Annotated in this window: 7 protein-coding genes, 1 tRNA gene and 1 pseudogene; 6 read left to right on the top strand and 3 right to left on the bottom strand. The window is 62.5% G+C overall.

The genetic code is table 11. The annotated features are described in order from the left end of the window. Positions 1-93 precede the first annotated feature (93 nt). From DNJ95_RS05885 to DNJ95_RS05875, 3 genes are all read left to right on the top strand, one after another. Positions 94-612: a hypothetical protein gene (locus DNJ95_RS05885; protein WP_131183794.1), complete on the top strand. Its 519-nt coding sequence runs from the start codon at positions 94-96 to the stop codon at positions 610-612. Then, positions 609-1,094, top strand: a complete 486-nt coding sequence (locus tag DNJ95_RS05880) for a copper chaperone PCu(A)C (protein WP_131183793.1) — start codon at positions 609-611, stop codon at positions 1,092-1,094. The genes DNJ95_RS05885 and DNJ95_RS05880 overlap by 4 nt, the downstream gene beginning before the upstream one ends. A gap of 172 nt (positions 1,095-1,266) precedes the next feature. Continuing rightward, positions 1,267-1,342, top strand: a tRNA-Thr gene (locus DNJ95_RS05875). Between the two features lie 194 nt (positions 1,343-1,536). Here the strand turns inward: DNJ95_RS05875 and DNJ95_RS05870 are convergent. Continuing rightward, the gene (locus DNJ95_RS05870) at positions 1,537-2,526 is read right to left on the bottom strand and encodes a DNA-methyltransferase (RefSeq protein WP_131183792.1); all 990 of its coding nucleotides are present in this window, start codon (positions 2,524-2,526) and stop codon (positions 1,537-1,539) included. 58 nt (positions 2,527-2,584) lie between these two features. Between DNJ95_RS05870 and DNJ95_RS05865 the strand changes: the two genes are divergently transcribed. Beyond that, positions 2,585-2,821, top strand: a complete 237-nt coding sequence (locus tag DNJ95_RS05865; protein ID WP_131183791.1) for a helix-turn-helix domain-containing protein — start codon at positions 2,585-2,587, stop codon at positions 2,819-2,821. Next, on the top strand, positions 2,818-3,381 hold the full coding sequence (locus DNJ95_RS05860; RefSeq protein WP_207388733.1) for a PDDEXK family nuclease: 564 nt from the start codon (positions 2,818-2,820) through the stop codon (positions 3,379-3,381). Before DNJ95_RS05865 ends, DNJ95_RS05860 begins: the two co-directional genes overlap by 4 nt. A 163-nt stretch (positions 3,382-3,544) precedes the next feature. Here DNJ95_RS05860 and DNJ95_RS05855 read toward each other — a convergent pair. Next, positions 3,545-4,295: pseudogene (locus tag DNJ95_RS05855) on the bottom strand (IS5 family transposase). A gap of 549 nt (positions 4,296-4,844) precedes the next feature. Next, on the bottom strand, positions 4,845-5,738 hold the full coding sequence (locus DNJ95_RS05850; protein ID WP_131183790.1) for a LysR family transcriptional regulator: 894 nt from the start codon (positions 5,736-5,738) through the stop codon (positions 4,845-4,847). A 94-nt stretch (positions 5,739-5,832) separates the two neighbouring features. Here DNJ95_RS05850 and DNJ95_RS05845 point away from each other — a divergent pair, with 94 nt between their 5' ends. Further along, positions 5,833-6,999, top strand: coding sequence for an MFS transporter (locus tag DNJ95_RS05845; RefSeq protein ID WP_131183789.1), 1,167 nt, complete (start codon positions 5,833-5,835; stop codon positions 6,997-6,999). The last annotated feature ends 384 nt before the right edge of the window (positions 7,000-7,383 follow it).

The raw sequence follows: 7,383 nt of genomic DNA, 5'->3' as shown, positions 1-7,383 counted from the left end.
CCCTTCCCGTGCTCTGAAAAATCGCCCATCCGGCCCGGCTGCATGCCTGACCGCCACCGGCCTATCGAATAGAACGAAGCCTGGAAGCCCTCCATGTCCATTCGTATCACCACCCTGACCCTGCTCGTCGACAGCAGCCCGTTCGCCTGGGCGCGAGCCCCCCTGGCACTGCCCAGCAGCATTTCAGCCGCCCATATCGAAGCGGCGCCGCCCTCGAGCGTAACCCCCGACCAACCGATCGGCACAGACTCTCGAATCGGCCTCATCGCCCGCGAGACACCCGCCCCGGTCAAACTCCCCCGTGCCGTGATGGAAGTGCACAACGCCCGCGACAGCCGGGAAGCGCTGAACGGCATGAGCGGCATCAATACCTCGGCCATGGGAGCTTCGGCGCCTACCGAAGCTTCCCGGCCCTTTTCGAGCGCACCAGGGGGCCCCTCAGTGGCCGCGTCGGCCTGGTCCACCAACCGACGCCCGCGATGGGACGGCTGGATCTGGCTGGGCAGCCTCGACGGCCTGCTTATCTGTCTCAGCGGCAGCCCACTGGGCCGGCGACATCAACACAAGGCTCGCCCCATACTTCTATCCAACTCCGGAGGAAACACCCCATGAACCTGAAAAACACCCTGCTGGCCATGGCCTTGCTCGCCCCCGCACTGCTCGCCCAGGCCCATGAATACGATGCCGGCCAACTGCACATCGAGCACCCCTGGTCACGCGAAATGCCCCCCGTGGCCCCGACCGCCGCCGCCTACTTCACCGTGCACAACAACGGCAACGCCCCAGACCGCCTGCTCGGCGCCAGCAGCCCGGCGGCGGGCAAAGCCGAACTGCACGAACACCGCCATGCCGGCGACATGATGAAAATGCAGCAGGTACAGAACGTCACCATCCCCGCTGGCGACACGGTGAAGTTCGAGCCCATGGGCTACCACGTCATGCTCTTCGACCTGAAACAACAGGCCAGGGCCGGCGAACGCTTCCCCCTGACCCTGAAGTTCGAGAAAGCCGGCGATATCCAGCTGGAAGTCGCGGTGCAACAAGAGGCCCCCGGCGATGCCCAGCATGGGGAAAACCACCAGCATCACCATTGACGGCCTGCCAGGGCACTCGGAACCCGCCGCCCGGCGCTGCCCTGGTAGCGGCGGGCACCACCAGTGGCAGATTTCCACCAAGACTTGCCCGGCCTCCCGAAAGGAGCGATAACGCCTTGAAAGAAGCGGGTTTACAGCGCTAACCCAATCGCTATAATAGCCGCTCTTTTTTGCCGGTATAGCTCAGCTGGTAGAGCAACTGACTTGTAATCAGTAGGTCCCGAGTTCGACTCTTGGTGCCGGCACCATGTACAGCAAGACCTTAGGCCAACCTCGCGGTTGGCCTTTGTCGTTTCTGAACCGCGCTAAACACGAAATCGACACGGAATTGCGATAGCCCTGCGAATTCGTAATGCGAAGGTCGGGGGTTCGACTTCTCTCTCCGGCACCACTTGATGTGAAAAGGCCACCCTCACCGGGTGGTCTTTTTGCTTTCTGTCGCCTACAGCGCAAGCGCTGTCTGTTGTCGATACTCATCAATGCTGACCGACTCACCGGCAGCGATCCGGTCGTACAAGGACCGCATGGCTTCGGGCGTCATGCCCTTGTCGAGGAAGCGGAACGCCGAGGCTGCAACGTACTCGGGCAGAGCCTCGAACGTCATCCAACGTCTTCCCTCAGCCTCAGCGACCTGGCCGGTAGTGTTCGACCCACCGAATATGTCCACGACAAGGTCGTCGGGCTCGGTCAGCATGCGAATGAAGAACTCAGGCAGCTTCGCAGGGAAGCGCGCCGGATGGCCTTTGATCCCCACGGCCTTGCAGCCCGATAGGTACTGCCCATTCGACTCGGAGTTCGAGATTTGCAGAAGGTTGGGCGGGATAGCTCCGCCGTTGTCCTTAGCGAATCCCTTGCCGATGTCGTGCCCCGATGGTCGCATCTTCGGGGTGTAGAACTTGTCGGGGTCCTCGATCAGCTTCTTCATGCGGTCGCTGTACGGAGCCAGTACCTTCGTGACGTCGGCCTTCGGCCACTCGGTCTTGCTGAACCACCACACGGTGTTGATCGAGTCCTTGACCCGCATCTTGCGCTTGTTCACCCACTCGATCGGGCTCGGCAGCTTCGACGGGTTGAACCAGTAGAAGTCCTCTGCGAGGAAGAACCCAAGCTCATCGACCATTCGGATGAGGACGCGGAAGTTGTAGAGGCTCCGCGCTGGCACGCCTTTCATATACGAACCGCCGAAGTCAACGACAAAGCTGCCGTCGTCCTTTAGCTTCTGGTGTACTAGCCGCCCGAAATCGAGGAACCAGTCGATGTACTCGTGCTGGTCGAGATTGCCATACTCCTTCTGCCGCTGGAGGGCGAAGGGCGGGCTGGTTATCACGAGGTTGACGCTGCCGTCGGGCAGGTCCGCGAGCAGCTCGCGCGAGTCCCCGATAAATGTCGCGCCGTTGCGCGTGAAGTATGCCGGGGGAAAGTTATCGATCATCCGCTCTGCTACTCATAGTCTGTAGATTCATCGTCATCATTTACCCATTCTCCCGCGTATGGATAAGAAGTTAAAGCCCTCAGCGACGAGAAGGCGGTTCGCCTTCAACCTGAGGAAAGCGCGGGAGCAGCTCGGACTGTCGCAGGAGGCCTTGGCCGACGCGGCGGGGCTTCACCGGACCTATGTTGGCTCGGTGGAGCGAGGGGAGCGAAATATCTCCATCGACAACATCGAACGGCTGGCCGTGGCCTTGGGCGTTTCTCCCGCATCACTGCTGGAGGAGCTGAAGAAGTGACACTGACCCCACACGACGACTACGCACGCCTGCAAGAAATTTGGTCCTCCGTCGAGGAGTACCAACGGCTCGCCACCAAGCACGGCATCGACGACGTATTCCAGGACAACGGCGGCAAGCTGCTCCAGGTCCTGCTTCTGATGGGACTCAAGATTATCCCAGGCCGCGAGGGCAACGACGCCGTGGACTCGGCCGGGCGCGAGTACGAGCTCAAGTCGGTGAACATCGAGCTGACCAGGGGCTTTTCGACCCATCATCACATGAACCCCGTCATCATCGCCAAGTACAGGCAGGTGCCCTGGGCCTTCGCGATCTACCGCCACATCGCTCTCCAGTCGGTTTACCTGCTGGAACCCGCAGACTTGGAGTTCTACTTTACGAAGTGGGTAGAGAAGTGGCACGCAGATGGGGGCAAGGACATCAACAATCCGAAGATTCCCGTCAAGTACGTCGTGGAGCACGGTCGGCTCGTCTACGGCCAGCCGCCGGACCTATCGGCACGCCGCCGCGTGCAGCCGACGCCACCAGATGCGGCTGGCTTCGAGCCTGACGAGGTCTAGGAACGCATCCCGGGTCTCTGAGGCGAGCCACGTCGAGCCTGGATGCATCAGCCCAGGTGCTGAGCAGCCCGGGCCGTCCCGGATGCGATACGGAGCCACCGGAACGGCCGCATGCAATGTTGGTTCCCGTAGCTTTTGCTCCACGCTAGGGTCTGTTGACATTTCACATGGGTAGCCAAAGGAAGGCACATGCCATGGCCACCACGCTCTCGTAATTTCGTTTGAGCTTGTCGAAGCGCGACGCCACTGCCCGGTAATGTTTCAACCGGGCGAAGGCGTTTTCCAGCAAGTGCCGGTTGCGGTAAAGCCCTCTGTCCAGATCAGCGTTGCCTTTCACAGAGGTGCGCTTTCTTGGAATTACAGCCTTGGCACCTTGTTCCTCTATCTGCTCGCGTATCGCCTCGCTGTCATAGCCCTTATCGGCGACGATGGCTTGCGCCGTGGGAAGCTTGGCAATCAAGGAGGTTGCCTGTGTGCAATCGTTGATCTGGCCTCCCGTGATTTCAAACTCGATGGGCAGGCCATGTGCATCCACGGCGAAGTGAATCTTGCTGGCGTTGCCGGCCCGACTTTTTCCCTATGCCCTCATCATCCCCGCTGGCAGCGCCGACACTGTGCTGGTGGGCTTTGGCATAGCTGCCATCAATGAAAGCCCACTCCAGGTCGGGTTCAACCACAAGCGCCTTGAAGATCCTGAGCCACTTACCTCAAGCAGACCAGGCATTGAAGCGTTTGTAGATCCTGTTCCAGTCGCCAAACGCCTCGGGCAGATCTCTCCAGGGGCATCCTGTGCGCATGCGATAAAGCATGCCTTCGACGGTCATTCGTAGATCACGCTTGTTGTAGATGGTCATGTGAAGCAGAATTTCCAACAGCTTCGACCAGTGCTCATCGCTGAGCATCAATCGGGGCATTGCAAGCTCGTATTGGTGTTGTGTGAGAGCTACAACGATACGAGCTTGCTCTTATAGATCAATGGCTTAAAGCGAAACGTCAACAGACCCTAGGCCTCCCGACCATAGTGGTGCCATCTTCAGGTACTAATAAATCGCTACTGGCACTGACTCAGATTTACCTGCTTGTGGGAGTTTCGACGCTCCAGAAGCCAGCATGCGGGCGCGAACAATAGAGTCAATATCGAGCGCCTGAATCTGCCAAGCAGTTCACATCTCAAGGACATCCACGCACTGGGCTCCCGCCTGCGCGGGAGCGACGGCGTAAGGGCTTTTTCTCATAGTCGACACGGTATTGGCCGCGAGCCCGGCCAGCCCCTCGGAGCAACCTTCGCCGACAGGGATGTCGGCGAAGAGCCCCTGGGATGGGTTTATGCGTGTTGCGTAGAGGGGCTGGTCGGGCTCGCGAAACGCGGTCGAGAGATCGAATGGCCCTGGCACCGAAATCGAATCAGCAAGATAGCGCTCAGGCCATACCTCCAGCCTCACAAGCCACTTCCGCAGGCCGCCTTATATCCGGTGATGTTCCACTAGAAAATCCACGAACACCCTCACCCGCGCCGGCATCGCCGCGCCACCGATGAATACGGCATGGATCGGTTCCTGGTCGCCAGGGTTCCAGGCCTCCAGCAGCGGCACCAGGTCGCCGCGTTGTATGTCATCGGCCACGCTGAAGGCGCCGATGCGGGCGATGCCGGCGTCGACCCTGGCCAGTTGTGCCAGGGCCTCGCCGCTGCTGCATTCGATATTGCCGGTGACCTTGAGGGAGAACTCGCGGCCGTCGCGGGCGAAGGGCCAATTGGGTTCGGCGCGGCGGAAGTTGAAGCGCAGGCAGTTGTGCCGCAGCAGGTCTTCCGGCTCATGGGGCGTGCCGTGGCGTTGCAGGTAGCGGGGCGAGGCTACCACCACCTGACCGGTGCTACCGATGCGGCGGGCGCTCAGGGGGCTGTCGGGCAGATAGCCGAAGCGCACCGCGACATCGGCCCGGCCGCCGAGGATATCGACCACTTCGTCGCCCAGGGAGAGATCGACGACGATGTCCGGGTAGCGGGCGCTGAACGCCGCCACCAGTGGCACGATGGCCATGCGACCGTGACCGAGTGCTGCACTGACCCGCAGCCGGCCTTTCGGCACGCCTTGGTCGGCGATGGCTTCTTCGACTTCGCTCATGTCGGCCAGGATGCGCCGCGCGCCGCGCAGGTACGCCTCGCCCTCGGCGGTGAGGGTCGTCATCCGCGTGGTGCGCAACAGCAGGCGGGTGCCGAGACGTTGTTCGGTGCGGGCGATGATGCGGCTGACCGCCGAGGGCGTCAGCCCCAGCGCCCGTGCGGCGGCCGACAGGCTGCCGGCCTGCGCCACGCGGGCGAAGACCTCCATTTCCCCCGACCTGCCGGTGAAATCCATTTGTGCCTCCTAGGCAAAGGTGCTTGTCGGTAAAGCGGGCTAGCGCCTGGAAAAGCCGGATCGTAGCATTTGCGGCATAAATAAGGAGCCTTGCATGCGTATCAATCCCCCCCTCGTCGCACTCGCCATCGGTGCCTTCGGCATCGGTGTGACCGAGTTCGCCCCCATGGGCATGCTGCCCGGCATCGCCGCCGACCTGGGCGTGTCGATCCCGGTGGCCGGCCTGCTGGTCAGCGCCTATGCCATCGGCGTGCTGTTCGGCGCGCCGCTGATGACCCTGACCACCGGCAGGATTCCCCGGCGCTATCTGTTGATCGGACTGATGGCTATTTTCACCCTGGGCAACCTGATGTCGGCCCTGGCGACCGATTACTACAGCCTGCTGGTGGCCCGGGTGGTGACCTCTCTCAACCACGGCGCGTTCTTTGGCGTCGGCTCCATCGTCGCCGCCAGCGTGGTATCGCCAGACAAGCGCGCCGGCGCCGTGGCGGCGATGTTCATGGGCCTGACGCTGGCGACCATCGGCGGCGTGCCGCTAGCCACCTGGTTCGGCGAGTTGCTCGGCTGGCGCACCGCGTTCTGGGGCATCGCCGGCCTGGGCGCGGTGACCATGGTCGCGCTGTGGTTCGCCCTGCCCGATGTGCCGCTGCCGGAAAGCGATGGCGTGCTGGCGGAAATCCGTGCGCTGGGTCGTGGCCCGGTGCTCGGGGCACTGGCGCTGACCGTGGTCGGCTCGGGCGCGATGTTCACCGTGTTCACCTATATCGCGCCGATCCTCAGTAGCGAGACCCACGCCTCCACCACCTTTATCACCGCCATGCTGGTGCTGTTCGGCGTGGGACTGACCCTGGGCAATATATGGGGCGGCAAGGCCGCGGACCGTTCCATCGACCGTACCCTGATCGTCTCGCTGAGCGTACTGATTCTGGTGTTGCTGGCGTTCGCCGTACTGATGCGCTGGCCGTTGCCGGCCGCCGCCGCCATCCTGGTCTGGGGCATTGCCAGCTTCGCCCTGGTGCCGCCGCTGCAGATGCGCGTGATGGAAGCGGCCAAGGATGCGCCCAACCTGGCGTCGGCACTGAACATCGGCGCCTTCAACCTCGGCAATGCCATTGGCGCGGCCCTGGGCGGGGCGGTGATCAATGCCGGGCTGGGCTATCCGGCGATTTCCCTGGCCGGGGCGGCGATGGCCGGCCTGGGACTGCTGATGGTCCTGGCGTTCGCCTGGCGCTCCAGGGCAATTGCGGCTGTATCGGTATAGCGAAGCCCGGGCATGTCACGCCTGGCCGCCCGCCAATCGGAGCGCCTCTCTCTTTCTCCTTGCCTGAGCCGGCGGCTCGTTCCCTGCGAGCGAAATGACCATACCCGGCCCTCTACCTATCCGGCCTGAGCGCCGCCAGATGGAGGGATAAAGCCGAGGCCTCCGCCCCGTGGCACCAACCTCGGTGCCCTACTTCGTGCTGCACAACAAGGATAACGAAACCGACCGCCTGCTCGACGCCAGCCCCCCTGGCCGGCAAGGCCTGCACGAGCATGTGCATGCCGGCGGCGGGATGAAGATGCAGTGCCGCTCAGGGAAGACTTGCCAACCTGTGTGGATACCCGCCCCCAGAGGTGGCTATCATCCGTATCGAATGGCCCTGGC

Source organism: Stutzerimonas kirkiae (assembly GCF_004327335.1).
GTDB classification, from domain to species: Bacteria; Pseudomonadota; Gammaproteobacteria; order Pseudomonadales; family Pseudomonadaceae; genus Stutzerimonas; species Stutzerimonas kirkiae.
This window is presented reverse-complemented; position numbering and strand designations above follow the sequence as displayed.